Origin of the sequence: Adlercreutzia sp. DFI.6.23, from assembly GCF_024462535.1 — a bacterium.
Classification (GTDB): Bacteria; Actinomycetota; Coriobacteriia; order Coriobacteriales; family Eggerthellaceae; genus Adlercreutzia; species Adlercreutzia rubneri.
The window spans coordinates 1-17,408 of sequence record NZ_JANGBP010000013.1 but is presented as its reverse complement, the minus strand read 5'-3'; the positions used below and the strand labels follow the sequence as shown (position 1 = coordinate 17,408).

Below are 17,408 nucleotides of genomic sequence, written 5' to 3'. Positions count from 1 at the left end.
GCCTACCACCCCTTCCCGGAAAGAGGCGAGTGCGTGCGGCGGCGGCAGTAGCCCTCGAGCTGATCTTTGGTGAGCACGGTGGACGTCTTCTTCTTGACATCGACCACCGTCACGCGATCGGTGCAGGAATAGCACGGATCCATGGAACCCACGATGATGGCGGCGTCGGCCACGGTGTTGCCGCGGAACATGTAGCGCAAAATCGGCCAGTTCGAGTACGTGGCCGCCTTGGCGCGCCAGCGATAGCATTTCTGGTTGTCCCCCACCTGAGCCCAGTGCATGTCTTCGCCGCGGGGCGCCTCGGTGTAGCCCAAGGCGAACTTGTGCGGTGTGTACTGCCAGTCTTCCGTTTGAATGGGCCCGGACGGCGCTCCCTCGAGCAGCTGCTCGATCATATCCAGGGAATCCATAAACTCCTCCACGCGCACCAGCGTGCGGCTCTGCACGTCGCAGCCGTCGTGGCTGCGCGCCGACATTCCCACGAGGAACTTGTAGCCGTCGAAGGGATGGTCGAAACGGACATCGCGGGCGATGCCGCTGCCGCGAACACAGGGCCCCACGGGGCTGAAGTCGCGGGCCACCGCCGGGTCAAGCCTTCCGATGCCGGCCGTGCGCGACTCGAAGTTGGCCGTGGACACGAGCATGTCCACGAGCGCCTCCACCTCGTGCCGCAGCTCCCGCACGTACTTGATCGTGGCGAGCTTCTGCTCGTCCAAGATGTCGCGCCGCACGCCGCCGATCAGGTTCAAGCCGTAGGTCTTGCGGGCTCCGGTGAGCAGCACGGCCAAGTCCATGGTCTTCTCGCGAACCCGGAAGAAGTGCTGGAATCCCGTATCGAACCCGCAGTAGTGGCACACCAGCCCCAGGTTCAGCAAATGAGAGTGCAAACGCTCGACCTCCAGCAAGATGGAGCGGATGTACTGGGCGCGCACGGGCACCTCGATGCCCTGGGCGTGTTCCACCGCCTCGGCGTAGGCCACCGAGTGGGCGTTGCCACAGATGCCGCAGATGCGATCCGCCAGAAACGTCACGGCGTCGTAGTTCAGGCGGCTCTCGGCCACCTTCTCCATGCCACGGTGCACGTAGAACAGGCGGTAGTCCGCATCGATGATGTCCTCCCCTTCCACGAACAGGCGGAAGTGCCCCGGCTCGTCGGAGGTGATATGCAGAGGGCCCATGGGCACCTCGGTCGTCTCCTCGGCATGGCCCTCGTAGAGAAACGAGTAGTTCTCCACATCGGTCACGGGAGCCGGGCGCTTGCGGTAGTCCATGGAGTCCTTGCGCAGCGGATACAGATTATCGGGCCAGTCGTCCGGCAGCACGAGCCGGCGCTCGTCGGGGAGCCCCATGGCGCGCAGGCCGAACATGTCGAAGGCCTCCCGCTCGCTCCACACGCAAGCGGGAACCCGCGGGGTCACCGACGGGTATTCCATGGAATGCGGATCCACCTCGGCGCGCACCACCACGAACCCCGGATCGCTCTCCTCCATAGAGAGCAGGTAGTACAGGGCGTAGCAACCATGCAGCGGACGCTCGTCGTTGGCCACCATGTTGGGCAGCCAGCCGCCGCGGCCGTAGTACAGAAACTCCACCACATCGGGCAGCATATCGGTGGGCACCGTAATGGTCACCTGATCGGCGGCCTGCCACGTCGCATCGAGCACCGCGCCGGGAAAGGTGTCCCTCACGGCCTGAACATGGGTCTCGCCCACGCGCAAAGGCGACTGCTTCTTCGTCGTCATTACTCGAACACCTCCTCGGGGGTATCATCGAAAGCCAAAGCCGCCAGGGCATCTTCGAACAAGCTGCCGGAAGAGAGGCCCTCTTCCTCGTAGGACATGACAATGGCGCTGGCCTCTTCAATGGAGCCGGCCAAGGGCCCCGGCAGCGCCACGCCGAGCAGCACCACCAAAGCGAGGAGCACCACCTCGGGCACAAGCGCCAAAGCGGGCACGTCGCCGCGCTTCACGCCCTCGGGCACGCGCCCCAGCGCCGATCCGGTGATCATGCGCACGAGCGCCATAATCACCACCACGAGCGCCACGAGCACAAGCGCCACGGCCCACCAAACTTCCGCGGCCACGCCGGCGAGAACCATGAACATCTCGCTGACGAACATGGCAAAGGGAGGGAAGCCCGCCAAAGCCAGGCAGCCGGCCGCGAACAGCACGCCGGTCACCGGCGCCACCGAAATGATGCCCGAGATCTTCGCGAGGTCGCGCGTGTGGTACTTCATCATCACATTGCCGGACAGGCAGAACATGAGGGCCTTGGTGAGGCCGTGGGCCACGCAATGCACGAGCCCGGCGATGATGCCGAGGGGGCCGCCGATGCCGAAGCACACGGCGATGAGCCCCACGTTCTCGCACGAGCTGTAGGCCAGCTTGCGCTTGAGGTCGTTCTGCTTGTACACCTCGAAGGCCGCGTAGCACACCGACAGCACGCCAAGGATCATCATGACCGTCTGGGGGAACGTCGCGCCTACATTGGCCGCCGTCAGAATATAGAAGCGCAGCACGATGAGGATGGCGCATTTCAAAAGCACGCCGGAGAGCAGGGCCGACACCGGGCTCGGCGCCTCGGAGTGGGCATCGGGGAGCCACGTGTGCATGGGGAACAGGCCCGCCTTGGTTCCAAAACCGATGGCCGCGAATACGAACGCGATCATCATGAGGGACCGGTCCATGAACGGCGCGTTGGGAAGGATGGCTGTCCAGAACACCGCCTGGTGCGGATCGGCCATAATGTCGGCGGCGTTCGCATAGACGAGCAGCGTCCCGAACAAGCCGAAGGCCACGCCAGCCGTGCAGACGATGACGTACTTCCAAGCCGCCTCCAGGGCGAGTTTCGTGCGGTACACACCGACGAGAAACACCGTGGAAAGCGTCGTGGCCTCCACCGAAACCCACATCATGATGATGTTGTTGGAGGTGACGGCGAGAATCATCGAGAACACGAACAGACTGAAGAAGGCATAGTACTGCTTCACCTGGGAGGGCCCGAGTTTGCCCTCGGCCACATCGTGGGCCACATAGGGCAGCGAGTACACGCCCGTGCAAGGCGCGATGACGGCGATGAGCCCCAAGAACAGGGCGCTGAGGCCATCGAGATGGAACCACTCCCCCAAAGCGAAGATGTCGCTGCCCGCAAAGGCGGCCACCACAAGCGTCAGACCCGCTACCGCGACGCCCGCCAGGGAGAGTACGTGAAGAGTCTCGTAGGCGCCGCGGGGAGTCGATTTCGCTGGCAGCACGGCAATGAGCAGCGCCGCCGCCAAAGGACAGCCCAAAAGCACCAGAAGTAACATTGAGTAATCCATGGCTTATCCCTTCAGCTCGCAGAGGTCGTCGGCGTCAAGGGTGTGCGCATAGCGCGCCATGCGCCACACGAGCACCGCCAAGATAATCACCGCGAAGATGGCGTCGGTGGCGACGCCGATCTCCACCAGCTCCGGCGCCTGAGGCGCCAGAAGCGCGAGCGTCACATGGGAGCCGTTCTCCATCAGGCAGTATCCGAAGATCTGCTTGAAGATGGAGCGCTGGATAACGATGCAGGTGAGCCCGATGAAGAAGTGCGCGAGCGACACGGCCAGCGTGGGCTTGACCGCCGCAGCCGTGGGCAAATCGATGCCGGAGACGGCCACGAAGCAGACGAACACCTCCACGGCCACCAGCGCCACCGACTTCATGGGGTTTAGCTTCGGCGGAAGGTCCGCCTCGGCGTCGTCGCCAATCTTCTTCAGCGTGAACAGCAGGATGGCGGGCACGAGCACCACCTTCGTGGCGAAGGCCGTGGCCGACCAGGTGAACAGCTCTGTCGAGCCCGTGACGGCGCCGAGCGAAGCGAGCACGCCAACGAGCACCAGGGACTGCAGCGAGTACAAGAAGGCCGCCGCCCGTCCGGTGCGGGCGAGCACCACCATCATCGAGGTGATGATGAGGCAGGCGCCGAGCACATTGACTAATGGGTAACCGAACATATTCACCACCTAAATTCCAATGACGAGGAACACGAGGGACAGCGAGGCAATCCCCACGACGAACCAGGTGTAACGGCCGAGATACTTGTAGCGCACGCGCATGACCGCGTTCTCGATCACCGAGGCGACAAGGAACACCGCGAGCACCTTGCACGCGTAGGCCACCAGGCCGCCGAGCAGATCGAGAGGAGACGCCGTGGCCGCCGCGCCGAAGGGCAGAAAGATCGCCACGAACAAGCTCGCCACCACGAGCTGCTTGAGCGAGACGCCCAGCTTCATCATGGCCAGCGACGGACCCGAGTAGGCGGCCAGAGGGCCTTCCTGAATCTCCTGCTCCGCCTCGGCCAGATCGAACGGGAGCTTTCCCGTCTCGATGTAGCAGGCCATGGCGCAGGCCACGCCGGCCACGACGACGGCCACGAAGGGGCATGCCGTCAGATTGGCCACCGATGAGGCCATAAGCCCCACGTTGGTCGAGCCCGCGGCCACGGCCATGACAAAGAGCACCAGTATGAGCGAGGGCTCAACCAGCACGCCCACGAGCAGCTCGCGCACACCGCCGATGGCCGTGTAGGAACCGGCCGAGTCGATGGAGGCCAGGGCGAACATGAAGCGCGGAAGGGCCATGAGGTACAGAATGGTGATGATGTCGCCGAGAATAGGCACCGGGCACGCCTGAGTCACAAGCGGAAGACCCGCAGCGAGCAGGATGAACGAGCCCAAGAATATCGGCGGCGCAAGGCGGGAGACAATGCTGCTTCCGCCCTCCTTCACCTCGCAGCGGCGCCACAGCTTCGCCAGGTCGTAGTAGTCCTGCAGCACGCTCGTGCCCGTACGGGAGTGCATCTTCGCACGAATCTTGCGGGTGATGCCGGAAAGAAGCGGGGCGATGGCGACCAGAAGGATGGCCTGAAGTATCGCGATAATGATAGTCATGGCATCCCCCTAACGTACCAGGATGATGAGCGCGAGGAAGAACACCAGCGCGCCGACGATGTAAACGATGTAGGTGCGGAAATCCCCGCTCTCCATGCGGCCGAACCAGGCGCCCACATCGCTCACGATGGAGAGCACCGAGTTGGAAAGCGCCGGAGCGTGCCGCTCGGCTGGAGCGATGCCGACCGTCCGGTCGCGATCGTAGCGCGAGGCCACAGCGCCGGTCGCCACGGGGGCGGCGGGAGCCTCTTCGGCATCGGACTCAAGCGCGCGGGCGATCAAGCGGGCAACCGCCTGGCCGGCGCGGTTCACGCCGTAGCGAAGGGCGTAGAGCGGCCCCATGAAGGTCTTGACGTTCGCGCCCACCGTAGAGGCGAGCGTCTCCATGGACAGATCCGCCTCATAGCCGCACGCCCACGTGCTCGGGTCGCTCTTCATGCCGCCCTTCCGATTGGCGGCATTGCGCACCAAGGCGCACAGGGCGATGACAACGGCCATAAGAGCGGCCATGATGAGCGGCGAGACTACCGAGACCGTGTCCAAGGACACCAGTGTCGCGCCCTCGACCACCGGCAGAGACGGCGCCGCGAGCATCGAGCTCGCGATGGAGCTGATAACGGGCGCCACCCAGGCCGCGCCGAGTCCCAGAGCGATGCAGGCCACCGTGAGGATGACCATGGCGATGGTCATGGGAGCCGGCACCTCGTGGGCATGCTCGGCCGCCTCCGAACGGGGACGGGCGAGGAACGTCACGCCGAAGGCTTTCACGAAGCAGGTGACCGCCAGAGCGCCGGTGATGGCGAGGGCCACCACGGCAAAGGCGAAGACGATGCGCATGAAGATGCCGCCGTCCATGGCCGCCCCAATGAGTCCCTGGTAGGTGAACCACTCGGACACGAAGCCGTTGAGCGGCGGGATGGCCGAAATGGCGAGGGAGCCGATGAGGAAGCACACCGCCGTGATGGGCATCACCTTCGCCAGGCCGCCGAGCACCTCCATGTTGCGGGTGCCCGTGACATGCAGCACGCTGCCGGCGCCGAGGAAGAGCAGGCCCTTGAACATGGCATGGTTCACCAAGTGATAGAGACCGGCCAGAAGCCCGATGGCGGCGAGCCAAGGCAGATCTGCGGCCCAGCCGTAGATGCCCACGCCGACACCAAGCAGGATGATACCGATGTTCTCGACGGAGTGGTAGGCCAGAAGACTCTTGAGGTCGTGCTCTCCCAGAGCATAGACCACGCCGAGCACCGAGGAGACGGCGCCGATGACGATGACGAGCACGCCCCAACCAACTTCGCCGCCCGCAGCGCCGAGCAGATCGAAGCACACCTTGCAAATACCGAAGATGCCGATCTTGATCATGCCGCCGGACATGAGCGCACTCACGTTGGAGGGCGCCGCCGGATGGGCCTGGGGCAGCCACGAATGGAAGGGCACCATGCCCGCCTTCGCCCCGAAACCGAAGAAGGCCAGCGCGAAGGCCAGCGTGGCGATGCCGGGGGCGAACGCATGGGTGCGGAACGCCTCGAACTCGAGCGAGCCGGTGGCCGAGGCCATGGCGAAGAACGAGCACGCGATCATCAGAAAGCCGATGTGGGCCATGATGAGGTACAGAAAACCGCCCTTGAGCGACGCTTCCGTCCGGTCGATGATGACGAGCACGTAGGACGTGAGCGACATCAGCTCGAAGAACACGAGGAACCAAAAAGCGTTGTCGGCCAGGATGACGAGGTTCATGGAGGCGATGAACAGGTTCATGAAGAACCCGATGACGCCAATGCCCGCCTCGTAGTACTCATCGAAGTAGGAAAGCCCGTAGAGCCACGCCACGAAGGCCAGCGCGGCGATGACCGCGATGAGAAGGCCCGCCAGCGGATTCAGCAAGAGCGTGAAGTTCGTGAAGGGCATAGGCCCGATCCAGCTGGCGTAGGTAGCCGTCTGGAACAGCGCGCCGATGCCGCCGGCAAAGCTTAAGGCCGCTGCCCCCATGCCGCCGACGCAAGCGATGGTCTTGGAAGCAGCGCGGGCCTTCGACGCCACCAGCGACAGTACGCCGGTGGCGCAGGAGAGCCCGAGGGAAAGCAGTATCAGTTCCAACATTTAGGCCTCCTTCAAGTTCGTCGTTCGACCCATCATGATCTGGTTGGCCGCCACGGCGGCGCGCATCTTGTCCTTGCGAACGCCCGCGAGCGTCGTGGCATCGCGCACGTAGAGCGCCTTGGTCGGACACGCTTCGACGCAATGGGGCTCCTCGTCGGGGCCCAAGGTGGAGCACAGGTCGCACTTGACGGCGCAGGTGTAGACGCCGATGCTCCAAGCCAGCAGAGGCGATGTGCCCCGCGGCTGAGTGGGAGTGGGATAGGAGATGCCGGCAACGCCCGCCGTGGACGTGCCCGAGGGATGGATGGCGCCGAAGGGGCACACCACCGCGCACAACTTGCAGCCTATGCAGGTCTGCTCGTTCACGACGATGGCCTCTTCGGTGCGCTTGATCGCATCCACGGGGCAAACCGCCAAGCACGGCGCCCCCTCGCACTGATGGCAGGTGACGGCGGCCGTCACCTGCGGGGTAAACGTCAGTGCGAGACGGGGCTCCGCCTGCAGCCCGGCCACACGGTGGCCGTGGCTGCAGGCGGCAAGGCACGTGCCGCATCCAATGCACCTATCCGGCTCTATGGCGATGAAAGTGTTCATCAGAGTCCTTTCGGAATGAGTGCGGTAGCGAGACGCCCTATTGAGCGGCGGGCGCGACGTTCTGAGGTGCCGCCTCCGCAGCCAGGCGATCTTTCATCGCGCTGTAGAGCGACTGCATATGGCGCTCGGCCCACACCTGGTCGTCGATGCAGTGCACCTCGCAGGCGGAGTACTTGTCCTCGGGCGTACCGGACAGCGGGTCGGTCACATGCATGGTCAGGTCGTTGCACTTGCCGATCCACCATTGGTAGGTCATGTAGACGGCGCCCTTGTTGATGCGCTCGTCCAGCTTCGCGCGCGTGATCACCTTGCCGCGGCGCGAGCTCACCCAGACCAGATCCTCGTCCTTGACGGTGCGGGCGGCGGCATCGGCGGGGTTGATGTGCACGTAGCCCGGCTCGTCGGCCAGCATCGAGAGCACCTTGCAGTTGCCGGTCATAGAGCGGCAGGAGTAGTGCCCCACCTCGCGCACCGTGCACAGCACGAGCGGATAGGCGTCGTCGGGCATCTCGGTGGGCTCCACGAAATCGTGAGCCATGAGAATGGCCTTCTTGTCGGCGGTGTTGAACTGGCCGTTCTTGTAAAGCGTCGGAGTGCCCGGGCATTCCAGCGTCGGAATCGGCCACTGGGCATGGCCCACGCCGGCCATCTTCTCGTAGGTGGCGCCGTAGAAGTTCGGGCACAGCGAGCGCATCTCGTCCCAAATCTCCTGGGTGTCCTCGTAGTGCATGGGATAGCCCATGCGGGTCGACAGCTCGCTGAAGATCTGCCAGTCGTGCTTGCACTCGCCCTTGGGCGGCACGGCAGCCGTAAAGCGCTGGAAGGTGCGGTCGGAAGCGGAGAACACGCCGTCATGCTCGCCCCAGGACGTGCCCGGGAACACCACGTCGGCCAAAGCCGTCGTCTGAGTCATGAAGATGTCCTGGCTGATGAGCAGCTCGAGGTTCTCCAGCGTCTCCTTCATATCGGCGGAGTCGGGCTCAGTCTGCAACGGATCCTCGCCGAAGTTGTAGAAGGCCTTGATCTTACCCTCTTTCACGCCATGGGGCAGGTCGGTCAGCTTGAAGCCGGGCTCGGCGGGAAGCTTCCCCTCCGGCAGACCCCATGCCTTTTCGAACTTGGCGCGGGCCTCGGGGTTCTCCACCTTCTGATAGCCGGGAAGCAGGCTCGGCCACATGCCCATGTCGCAGGAGCCCTGGACGTTGTTCTGGCCGCGCACCGGAGCCAGGCCGGCGTTGTCGCGGCCGATCTGGTTCGTGACGCAGGCAATGGCGGCGATGGTGTGCACCGTCTTCACGCCCTGGCGCTGCTGGGTGACGCCCATGCCCCAGCCGATAATGGAGTTGGGGGCCGTAGCGTACATGCGGGCGGCCTTGCGAATATCGTCGGGGCTGCAGCCGCAGATGTCGGCGACCGACTCCGGCGTGTAGTTCTTGATGGTCTCCCACCACTCGTCGAAGCCGTTGGTGTGGGCGTCGATGAAGGCGCGGTCGTGCAGGTTCTCGCTCACGATAACGTTGGCGAACGCATTCATGAAGGCGAGGTTGCAGCCGTTCTTGATCTGGATGTACAGATCAGCGATGCGCGCCGTCTCAATGGAGCGCGGGTCGACGACGATGATCTTGGCGCCCTTCTCCTTGGCCTTCACGATACGGCGGGCGACGATCGGGTGCGAGGCCGAGGGGTTGTAGCCGAACAACATGATGAGGTCGGCGTTCTCCATGTTGGGAATGGAGACGGACATGGCGCCGGAGCCCACGGTGTCCATAAGGCCGATGACCGAGGGGCCGTGGCAGGTGCGGGCGCAGTTGTCGATGTTGTTGGTGCCCACGCAGGCGCGGGTGAACTTCTGCATGACGTAGTTGGCCTCGTTGCCCGGCCCGCGCGAGGAGCCCGTGAGCATAATGGCGTCGGGGCCGTACTTCTCCTTGATGGCCATGAGCTTTTTGGCCGTGAAGTCCAGCGCCTCGTCCCAGGTGACGCGCTCCAGCTCGCCGCCCTTCTCGCGGCGGATCATCGGATGCAGGATGCGCGGCGTGAGAATCTTGGTGTCGTTGATGAAATCGAAGCCCGACAGGCCCTTCAGGCACAGCTCGCCCTCGTTGGTCACGCCATCGAGGCCCTCGGCGCCGATGACCATGCCGTCGTCCACGATGAGATTGAGCTTGCAACCGGCACCGCAGTACGGGCAGACGGCCATGTGCTTTTCCATAGTGCAATTCCTCCTTGGGGCTAGTTGAGATCGGTGTTCAAGGGCACGCTCGAGAAGGCGCCCGAGGCCACGGCGGCCCTCATACGGCGCTGACGCTGGCGGTCGGCCAGCTCCTCCTCGTCGACGACCATAAGACCTCCGGTGGGGCAGGCCTCCACGCAGGCCGGGCCGCCCTCGCGGTCGTAGCACAAATCGCACTTGACAAGGGATGCCTTGGGAGCGCTTTCCACCGTAAGGCCGCCGAGCTTGGCCGCGCCCTCCTGGGAGACGACCTCCACGGCTCCATAGGGACAGGCGAGCACGCAGCTGCGGCAACCGATGCAGCGCTCCTGCTTGACGGCCACGCGGGCGCCATCGAAGTATAGCGCGCCTTCGGGGCACGATGCCACACAGGGCGCGTCGGCACAATGGTGGCACACGATGGGCGCCGAAATGGTAAGGGTGGTGATGAGATTCAATCGCGGCTTGGGAACGTCACCCGGCACACTGTGCTTCAGAAGACAGCCCGCCATGCAGGTCTGGCAACCAATGCACAGGCCCGGGTCGGCAATGACGAATTTGGAACCCATGTAGATCCTCCTACGCTCTTCTCGCGCGACAGCCGCAAGGCCGTCGCTGGCATGATTCCGCGCCCTGCCGTTGCCTCCCCTATCGTCGGATCGGCCCAAGCACGGAGCGGCGGCTCGCTTCACCCAACAAAGACGCGCGCCTCCTGACGCTGCGCAACGACTTCCCGGCGCTCCGGAATCGCCGGGAGTGCTCTTTGCGCACCCCTCAAAATGGACGCAGGTGTCCCCTGCGGTAAAGCCGTAGCAAAGGAAAAAGATATTAAGTCGGACAGCTAGTGCCTCTCGAAGATGTCACGGCCGTTATACGCCCCTCGAAAGTGTTTCGCAAGAGTGAATTTTGGCTTTTTTCAAATTGGAAATAAGGGACAGCTTGGATGAGCCTTCTTCTATTTGTAGTGTATTTGTACTACACTATATTCCATTTCCCAGGGGTTTCTTTATGAAGTTGGTACAAAACCCCCGAAATAAGCCTCTTCTCGCTACCGAAGAGGCCGCAACGGCGCTACCCAGGAGGCTCCCATGGCCAAGCACGCAACCATGCAAATTCGCATCGATGAGGATCTCAAAGAACAAGCCGACCGCCTCTTCGAGGCCCTTGGCCTCTCCCCCTCCGAGGCCGTGCGCCTCTTCGTGGCCCAATCGGTTATCGAGCGACGGCTCCCCTTCACGCCGCACCTCAGCAAAAGCGAGGGGGGCACGTCGGCTTTCGGCAAGCTGCGCCATTACGCCAACCCCCACCTTACGGGAGACGAGCGCGCCGCATGGCTCAAAAAGCAGGGGGAGAACACGGGCGACGCGCGCTTTCGCACGACAACCGTCGCCGACCCCGCCACAACCATCGTGGATGAAACCGTCCTCTTGCACTACCTGCTCGACGACGAGCCGCGACCATCGGCCAAAGCGCGGCGCCTGATCGCCTCCGGATGCGCCCAAGCTTATCCGGAAACGGCGGCGCTCACCGTCCAGCTGCTCGAGGAGGACTACCGCGTTCCCCGATCGCTCATCGGCACCGTGATGGAGCTTCTCGCCGACGACGTCTCCTTCCAAGACGGCGCGACCGTCAGATTGGCCGCGCGCCTTTACGCCGGCAACCGCCTCTCGTTCACCGCTTGCCTCATTGCCGCCAGAAACGTGCTGACGGGCTATCCGGTGGAGACCTTCAACAAGCAGCTCTCCAACATCACCCGATAGGCCTCTGTTCGCCGCCAGAGAAGAATCGACTGCTCACAAAAAGGGCGCCCACCCCAAAGGGCAGGCGCCGTGCAAAACAGGTTGTCGCATCTGCGCGAGCTCGCTGCGCGCTTACAGGATGCGCAGGCTCACGTCCTTCAGCTGACGGCCGGTGACGGCACTCGGAGCGCCCGTCATGGGGTCGCTCGCGCTGCTCGTCTTCGGGAAGGCGATGACATCGCGGATGGAGTCCTTGCGGGCCAGAAGCATCACGAGACGATCCAAGCCCAGGGCGATGCCGCCGTGTGGCGGGGCGCCCAGCTCCAGCGCGCGAATGAGGTGGCCGAACTTCTCGTCGATCTCCTCATCGGTCAGTCCCACGACGCGCAGGATGCGGCGCTGCTCCTCGGCGTTGTGGATGCGGATGGTGCCGCCGCCCACCTCGAAGCCGTCCATGACCAAGTCGTAGGAGTAGCTGCCGCAGGCCAGCGGATCGCTCTCGATCTTGTCCAGATCCTCCTTCAGCACATGGGTGAAGGGATGGTGCTCGGCAGCGTACTTCTTCTCGTCCTCGTCGTAGCGGAACATGGGGAAGTTCACGACCCACAGCAGCGCGTGGCCCTCGCGGGGGATGTTCATGGCGTCGGCCATGTGCAGGCGCAGGGCGGAGAGCACCGCGTTGGCGATCTCGGGCTTATCGGCCGCGAACAGCAAAAGGTCGCCGGGCTCTACTTCCATCTCGGCCTTCAGGGCCGCCCACTCCTCGTCGGTGAAGAACTTCTTGATAGGGCTCTTCTCCTGGCCATCGGTGGTGAACGCCACCCAGGCCATGCCCTTGGCGCCGTTGGCCTCGGCGATGCTGGCGAGCTTCTCCACCTCGCCGCGGGACCAGTCGCCGGCACCCTTGACGTTGATGGCCTTCACCACTCCGCCGGACTGGGCCACGCTCGCGAACACCTTGAAGCCGGTGTCCTTCACAATGTCGGTGATGTCGTGAAGCAGCATGCCGAAGCGCACGTCGGGGCGATCGCAGCCGTACAGGCGCATGGCGTCGGCGTACTGCATCTTCTGCAGCGGGAAGGCGACGTCGGTCACACCCACGGCCTTCAAGGTCTCGGCCATGACACCTTCCATCATGTCGCACACGTCGTCGCCCTCGACGAAGGACATCTCGATGTCGACCTGGGTGAACTCGGGCTGGCGATCGGCGCGCAGGTCCTCGTCGCGGAAGCACCGGGCGATCTGGTAGTAGCGCTCCACGCCGGCGCACATGAGCATCTGCTTGAACTGCTGGGGGCTCTGAGGCAGGGCGTAGAACTTGCCCGGGTTCGGACGCGACGGCACGATGTAGTCGCGGGCGCCCTCGGGCGTGGAGTTCGCCAGAATCGGCGTCTCGATCTCCAGGAAACCACGCTCGTCCAGGGCCCGGCGCATGGCCTGGGTCACCGTGTGGCGCAGCTTCAGGTTGGCGAGCATCTCGGGACGGCGGATGTCCAGATAGCGCCACTTCATGCGCGTGATCTCATCGGTCTCGATGCCATCCTCAATGGAGAAGGGCGGCGTCACCGACGTGTTCAGCACCTGTACCGCATTGGCCAAAACTTCGATCTCGCCCGTGATCATGTTCGGGTTGATCGCCTCCGGTGCACGCTCGCGCACGCGCCCGGACACCTTCAGCACGTACTCGCGACCCAAGTGCTCGGCCGCATGGAAGTCCTCCTCGCTCACACAATCGGGATCGACCACCACCTGGGTATAGCCATCACGGTCGCGCAGGTCGATGAAGATGAGGCCGCCGTGGTCGCGGGTGTGCCACGCCCAACCGCACAAAGTCACCTCTTGGTTCACATCAGTCGCACGCAGCTGCCCGCAGGTGGCGGTATGCATGCAATATTCGTTGCGGAAGTCTTCCATAGTCGTTTCGTTGCTCCTAGGGGTCAAAAATCACGTGCCCGTAATCGTACCGCATTGCAGGCGCGCAAGCTAGCTTTCAGCGCGTTCAGCAACGGAAAAGCGCACAGACGGCAGCAAAAAGCCCCCGTCGCTCTCGCGCAGCGACGGGGGCTGAGCAATGCACGATCAGTTCTTATCCTTTGATCAGATCGCGCAGCACGTACTGGAGGATGCCGCCATTCTCGTAGTAGCGGCCCTCCGTGGGCGTGTCGATGCGCACGATGGCGTCGAAGGTTATGACGCCTCCATCGGGCTTCTCGGCCGTCACCTTCACGACAGCCGGGCTCGGCAGCCCCGCCGAGAAGTCGATGGGCGCCACCGTGATGGTCTCGGAGCCGTCGAGACCCAGCGTCTCCGCATTTTGCCCCTCGATGAACTGCAGCGGCAGGATGCCCATGCCGATGAGGTTGGAGCGATGGATGCGCTCGAAGCTCTCCGCGATGGCCACGCGCACGCCGAGCAGCATCGGACCTTTGGCCGCCCAGTCTCGGGACGAACCGGAGCCGTACATCTTGCCCGCAAGGACTGCCGCCGGCGTGTCGGAGGCGGCGTAGTTTTCGGCGGCGTAGTACAGAGGCGTTATCTCACCGGTAGTGAAGTCGCGGGTCCAGCCGCCCTTGCGGCCGTCCGCCAGCTTGTTCTGCAGCTTCACGTTCGCGAAGGTGCCGCGCATCATCACCTCGTGGTTGCCGCGACGGCTGCCGTAGGTGTTGAAGTCGGCCGGAGCCACACCATGGGCCTCCAGGTACTCAGCCGCCGGCATGTCCGGTGCGATGGCGCCGGCCGGCGAGATATGATCGGTCGTGATGAAGTCGCCGAAGTTGCCGAGCACACGGGCGCCCTCAATGGCGTCCTGGCCCGACACCTCACGGGTCATGCCGTCGAAATAGGGCGGCCGGCGCACGTAGGTAGAGCCGTCGTCCCAAGCGAAGGTATCGCTCGGCTCGGCGCCCAGGGCCTGCCACGCGGCGTCGCCCTCGAACATGTTTGCGGCACCCTGCTCGTACAAGTCGGCCGTCACGAACTCGTCCACAAGAGCGGCCACCTCGTCGGCGGCGGGCACAATGTCGGCGTAGAACACGGGATTGCCCTCAGCGTCCGCGCCAAGGGGATCCTTCTCCAGATCGATGTCCATGGTGCCGGCGATGGCGTAGGCGATGACGTTGGCCGGCTGCATCAGGTAGTTCTGCGACACGTCCGGCGAAATGCGGCCCTCGAAGTTGCGGTTGCCCGACAGAACGCTGGCCAGCTCGATGTCGTCGGCCACGGCATGCATGGCCTCGGACAGAGGGCCCGAGTTGCCAATGCAGCTCATGCAGCCGAAACCGCAGGTATAGAAGCCCAGCTGGCGCAAAGGCTCGGTGAGCCCCGCCCGCTCGAGCAGAAGCTCGGTGGCGCGGCTACCGGGAGCCAAGATGGTTTTCACCCAGGGTGCCGGCGCAAGCCCGCGCTCGGCGGCGTTGCGCGCCATGAGGCCCGTGGCCAGCATCATGGCCTGGTCGGTGGCCGTGGTGCAGCTCGTCACGGCGGCGATGGCAATGGCTCCGTGGGTCAGCTCGTAGTCCTCGCCGTCAACTTCCACATGCACCGTCGCATCGTCGAGGCCGCGCTCGGCGCAGATGGCGCGGAAGCGCTCGCCGGCCTTGGCGAGCGGAATGCGATCGTGGGGGCGCGAGGGGCCCGCCAGAGAAGGTTGAACCGTGGAAAGATCGAGCTCGATCACCTCGGCATAGGTGCGCGGCGCCGCCTCGGGATCATTCCAGTAGCCCTGGGCCTTCGCGTAGGCCTCAACCAGGGCCACCTGCTCGGCGCTGCGGCCTGTGAGGCGCAGGTAGTCCAGGGTGCGGTCGTCCACCGGGAACAGCGTGCAGGTGCAGCCGTACTCCGGGGTCATGTTCGAGATGCAGGCGCGCTGGGTGGCGGAAAGCGCCGCCACGCCGGGGCCGAAGCATTCCACAAAGCAGCCCACCACACCGCGTTCGCGCAGCATTTGTGCGAACGTCAGCGACACGTCCATGGCCGACACGCCTTCGGACAAGTCGCCCGTCAGCTTCACGCCGATGACGCGGGGCACAAGCGTCGTGATGGGTTGGCCCAGCGCGGCCGCCTCCGCCTCGATGCCGCCCACGCCCCAGCCGAGCACACCGATGCCGTTGGCCGTGGGCGTATGGGAGTCGGTGCCCACAAGCGTGTCGAAGTACACCACGGGCGTGCCATCGGCGCCGGTAAGGCCGGCGGGAGACTCCATGACCACGCTGGCGAACTTCTCGATGTTCAGCTGGTGGCAGATGCCCTGTCCCGGCGGCACGATGCGCACGTTCTCGAAGGACTCCTGGGCCCACTTCAAAAAGTCGTAGCGCTCGCCGTTGCGCTTGAATTCCAGCTTCATGTTCTCATCCATGCAGCCGTCGCACCCGGCCACATCCGCGATGACCGAATGGTCGATGACCAAATCGCACGGCACTTGGGGATTAATCTTCTTCGGATCGCCGCCCAGATCGCCGCAGGCCTCGCGCATGACGGCGAAATCGACGAACACCGGCACACCCGTGAAGTCCTGGAACAACACGCGCGCCGGCGAGAACTCCACTTCCTCGCCCGTCTGGCCCGCCAAGCCGGCAGTTACGATGCGCTCGGCCATGGCCTGGGCCTCTTCGGGCGTGCGCCCGCAGCGCAGCGCATTCTCCAAAAGCACGGTAAGGGAGTAAGGCAGCTGCGCCGCCCCCTCTATCTCGCTCACCGGGTAATAGGTGTAGGCCCCATCGCCCACCTTCAAAGAAGCTTCAAAGCTCATGTGTCAATCTCCTTGGAACTAAGCTACATTTTCGATGATCTGAGCGGCACGGCGCTTGAGCATGCCCTTGCCGTTCTCGGCATCGAAGCGCATACGATCGGCCAGGGCGCTTTTCACAGACCCGTCCAGCTTCCCCTGGGAGAAGTCGATGACCGCCAGAAGCATATCCTGGAATTCCAAATCCCCGTGATAGCACTGGATGCCCTCGTCGATGAGAGGCCATACTTTTTCCGAGCGTTTCTCGGTCGTCGCGCCCAGCTTGCACAGAAAGCGCATGGCGGCCAAGCGCAAAGGACCGCTGTCCTCGTCGAACAGGGCCGCCTCGGCGCCGGGGATGGCCTTGTCGCAGGGCCGAGAGTCGAAGGACACGACGTAAGTCAGCGCATCAAGACATTCCCAACGCGTCTGAGCCTCAGGGCGCTCCAATGCGTCGACGAGATCGGACGCGAAAGGCACGAGTATTTCAGGATTCTCAGCAGCCACGCCTGCAATGACCTTCGCTGCCTGCTGGCGGCCGCGGCGGCTCCCATCGGAAAGAGCCTCCACCAACTCCTTCAGCTTCGCCGAATCCTTCAGCGCCTCCTCAACGCGCTTCTTATCTTCAGGGGTCTCTGAACTCAAGGGAAACCTCCCTTTCCTGACGAGCCCTTCGGCTCTGTCATCGACGCCAGTTTTCCAGAAAACATTATACGCGTCCTTATATTTTCAAAGAAAGAAGCCGTTCCCATTTCACGGTTAAGGGCGCACAAAAACAAAAAGACGCCCGCATGGGCGTCCAAATAATAATATAGTTTTGTCGCACAGGCTCGCCCGAGGAAGTCGGCGAGGGTCCGGCAGGCGCCCGGAATCGCCCCGCCTCGGGGCCGAGCGGCCTCCGCGCCGCGCCGAGCCCCGAACAAGGGGCGAGGCCGGGCGCCCGTCGGAGCCGCGGCGTCGGCAGGTCCGGCCGTCCCGCCAGGGCGGCCGGAACGCAGAAAAGCGCCCCCTGCGAGCGGAACGACCTGTCCTCCCGCGGCCTGGCGCCGCAGTACTTTCGGCGAGGTGGGGCTTAACTGCCGAGTTCGGAATGGGATCGGGTGATCCCCCACTCCATGGTTCCGC

General features: G+C 64.1%; 12 protein-coding genes and 1 rRNA gene. 1 reads left to right on the top strand and 12 read right to left on the bottom strand.

Annotation, left to right across the window (positions count from 1 at the left end):
• Positions 1 to 2: 2 nt before the first annotated feature.
• Genes NE591_RS11095 through NE591_RS11060 form a run of 8 tightly spaced genes read right to left on the bottom strand, consistent with a single transcriptional unit; the run spans position 3 to position 10,390 of the window.
• A complete protein-coding gene (locus tag NE591_RS11095; RefSeq protein WP_114540179.1) occupies positions 3 to 1,742 on the bottom strand; it encodes an NADH-quinone oxidoreductase subunit C in 1,740 nt (579 codons plus the stop codon).
• Entirely contained in the window at positions 1,742 to 3,319 is a 1,578-nt protein-coding gene (locus NE591_RS11090; RefSeq protein ID WP_114540180.1) for a hydrogenase 4 subunit F, read from the bottom strand. The genes NE591_RS11095 and NE591_RS11090 overlap by 1 nt, the downstream gene beginning before the upstream one ends.
• Before the next feature lie 3 nt (positions 3,320 to 3,322).
• A complete protein-coding gene (gene hyfE, locus NE591_RS11085) occupies positions 3,323 to 3,979 on the bottom strand; it encodes a hydrogenase 4 membrane subunit (RefSeq protein WP_114540181.1) in 657 nt (218 codons plus the stop codon).
• A gap of 9 nt (positions 3,980 to 3,988) precedes the next feature.
• Positions 3,989 to 4,915, bottom strand: a complete 927-nt coding sequence (locus NE591_RS11080; protein WP_114540182.1) for a respiratory chain complex I subunit 1 family protein — start codon at positions 4,913 to 4,915, stop codon at positions 3,989 to 3,991.
• Between the two features lie 9 nt (positions 4,916 to 4,924).
• Positions 4,925 to 7,015, bottom strand: coding sequence for a hydrogenase 4 subunit B (gene hyfB / locus NE591_RS11075; protein ID WP_227070565.1), 2,091 nt, complete (start codon positions 7,013 to 7,015; stop codon positions 4,925 to 4,927).
• A complete protein-coding gene (locus NE591_RS11070) occupies positions 7,016 to 7,609 on the bottom strand; it encodes a 4Fe-4S dicluster domain-containing protein (protein ID WP_114540184.1) in 594 nt (197 codons plus the stop codon).
• 37 nt (positions 7,610 to 7,646) lie between these two features.
• Positions 7,647 to 9,821, bottom strand: coding sequence for a formate dehydrogenase subunit alpha (fdhF, locus tag NE591_RS11065; protein WP_022739002.1), 2,175 nt, complete (start codon positions 9,819 to 9,821; stop codon positions 7,647 to 7,649).
• Between the two features lie 20 nt (positions 9,822 to 9,841).
• The gene (locus NE591_RS11060; protein WP_022739000.1) at positions 9,842 to 10,390 is read right to left on the bottom strand and encodes a 4Fe-4S dicluster domain-containing protein; all 549 of its coding nucleotides are present in this window, start codon (positions 10,388 to 10,390) and stop codon (positions 9,842 to 9,844) included.
• A 519-nt stretch (positions 10,391 to 10,909) separates the two neighbouring features.
• Here NE591_RS11060 and NE591_RS11055 point away from each other — a divergent pair.
• Positions 10,910 to 11,581 (top strand): type II toxin-antitoxin system RelB/DinJ family antitoxin, encoded by a 672-nt coding sequence (locus tag NE591_RS11055; RefSeq protein ID WP_114540185.1) that lies wholly within the window; start codon positions 10,910 to 10,912, stop codon positions 11,579 to 11,581.
• A 111-nt stretch (positions 11,582 to 11,692) separates the two neighbouring features.
• Here the strand turns inward: NE591_RS11055 and aspS are convergent, their stop codons facing one another.
• The 4 genes from aspS to rrf all read right to left on the bottom strand — a co-directional run.
• Positions 11,693 to 13,474 carry an aspartate--tRNA ligase gene (gene aspS, locus NE591_RS11050; protein WP_114540186.1) on the bottom strand — a complete coding sequence of 594 codons (1,782 nt, stop codon included), beginning with the start codon at positions 13,472 to 13,474 and terminating at the stop codon, positions 11,693 to 11,695.
• Positions 13,475 to 13,646: 172 nt separating this feature from the next.
• Entirely contained in the window at positions 13,647 to 16,307 is a 2,661-nt protein-coding gene (acnA, locus tag NE591_RS11045) for an aconitate hydratase AcnA (protein WP_227070564.1), read from the bottom strand.
• 18 nt (positions 16,308 to 16,325) lie between these two features.
• On the bottom strand, positions 16,326 to 16,928 hold the full coding sequence (locus tag NE591_RS11040; RefSeq protein WP_114540188.1) for a hypothetical protein: 603 nt from the start codon (positions 16,926 to 16,928) through the stop codon (positions 16,326 to 16,328).
• Positions 16,929 to 17,295: 367 nt separating this feature from the next.
• A 5S ribosomal RNA gene (gene rrf / locus NE591_RS11035) occupies positions 17,296 to 17,408 on the bottom strand; the annotation flags it as partial.

What these genes read in the sequence shown, in the direction of transcription:
- fdhF (WP_022739002.1), bottom strand. Translation starts at nt 9,821, where the DNA reads ATGGAAAAGCACATGGCCGTCTGCCCGTACTGCGGTGCCGGTTGCAAG.
- hyfB (WP_227070565.1), bottom strand. Translation starts at nt 7,015, where the DNA reads ATGTTGGAACTGATACTGCTTTCCCTCGGGCTCTCCTGCGCCACCGGC.
- aspS (WP_114540186.1), bottom strand. Translation starts at nt 13,474, where the DNA reads ATGGAAGACTTCCGCAACGAATATTGCATGCATACCGCCACCTGCGGG.
- NE591_RS11060 (WP_022739000.1), bottom strand. Translation starts at nt 10,390, where the DNA reads ATGGGTTCCAAATTCGTCATTGCCGACCCGGGCCTGTGCATTGGTTGC.
- acnA (WP_227070564.1), bottom strand. Translation starts at nt 16,307, where the DNA reads ATGAGCTTTGAAGCTTCTTTGAAGGTGGGCGATGGGGCCTACACCTAT.
- NE591_RS11055 (WP_114540185.1), top strand. Translation starts at nt 10,910, where the DNA reads ATGGCCAAGCACGCAACCATGCAAATTCGCATCGATGAGGATCTCAAA.
- NE591_RS11095 (WP_114540179.1), bottom strand. Translation starts at nt 1,742, where the DNA reads ATGACGACGAAGAAGCAGTCGCCTTTGCGCGTGGGCGAGACCCATGTT.
- hyfE (WP_114540181.1), bottom strand. Translation starts at nt 3,979, where the DNA reads ATGTTCGGTTACCCATTAGTCAATGTGCTCGGCGCCTGCCTCATCATC.
- NE591_RS11070 (WP_114540184.1), bottom strand. Translation starts at nt 7,609, where the DNA reads ATGAACACTTTCATCGCCATAGAGCCGGATAGGTGCATTGGATGCGGC.
- NE591_RS11090 (WP_114540180.1), bottom strand. Translation starts at nt 3,319, where the DNA reads ATGGATTACTCAATGTTACTTCTGGTGCTTTTGGGCTGTCCTTTGGCG.
- NE591_RS11080 (WP_114540182.1), bottom strand. Translation starts at nt 4,915, where the DNA reads ATGACTATCATTATCGCGATACTTCAGGCCATCCTTCTGGTCGCCATC.